The sequence below is a fragment of the Kineococcus glutinatus genome, assembly GCF_039542765.1.
GTDB classification, from domain to species: Bacteria; Actinomycetota; Actinomycetes; order Actinomycetales; family Kineococcaceae; genus Kineococcus_A; species Kineococcus_A glutinatus.
Window position 1 is genome coordinate 1 of sequence record NZ_BAABIL010000907.1, and the last position, 734, is coordinate 734.

General features: G+C 79.7%; 1 pseudogene. It reads left to right on the top strand.

The window, feature by feature from the left end:
• A pseudogene (locus tag ABEB16_RS22495) lies at positions 1-734 on the top strand (hypothetical protein); the annotation flags it as partial.

Here is a 734-nt window from a genome sequence, read left to right on the forward strand (position 1 = left end):
CCCCCGCTGCGGGCGCGGCGGGCGGGCCGGGACGTGGCGCTGGTGCTGGCCGACGCGGGCACCCGCCGCCGCGGGGACGCGCTGCGGCTGGGCGTCTGCCACCTGGAGTCCGGTGCCCCGGTGCCGGCCGCGGTGCTCGCCGAGGCTGTGGAGGAGGCGCTGCAGCGGCTGCCCACCTCGGTGACCGGCCGGCTGGACTGGACCGTCACTGAGGGCCTGGCCCGGGCCGCGCTGGCGCAGGGGGCCGGGCCGGCGACGGGGCTGCGGCTGGCCGAGGCGCTCATGAAGCAGGGCCGCACCGACGAAGCCCTCGACCTCATCACCGGACTGCTGCCAGCGCTGCGCCCCGGGCCGGCCGACGACGAGCTGCGGGCACGGCTGGTCAATGCGCAGGTGCACATCGTCTCCGGTCTGCACGGCCGCTACGCCGAGGGCGTCGCGCTGGCCGAGGCCGCGCTGCCGTCGCTGGCCCCGGCCAGCCGGACCCCGCTGCTGCAGCGCCTGGGCATGGAGCACGTGCTGGCGGGCCGGCCGCGGCTGGCGCTGCGCAGCCTGGAGGCCCTGCTGGACCCCGGGCACGTCGCCTACGCGCGCACGGCCTACCCGGCGGGCCTGGCGCTGTGGTCGCTGGGCCGCTGCGACGAGGCGGTGGCGGTCAGCCTCGACGGCCAGCGCGCCCACGCCCGCGGCACGGACCCCTTCCCCCGGCCGGCGGAGGTGCACGCGCTCGTGCG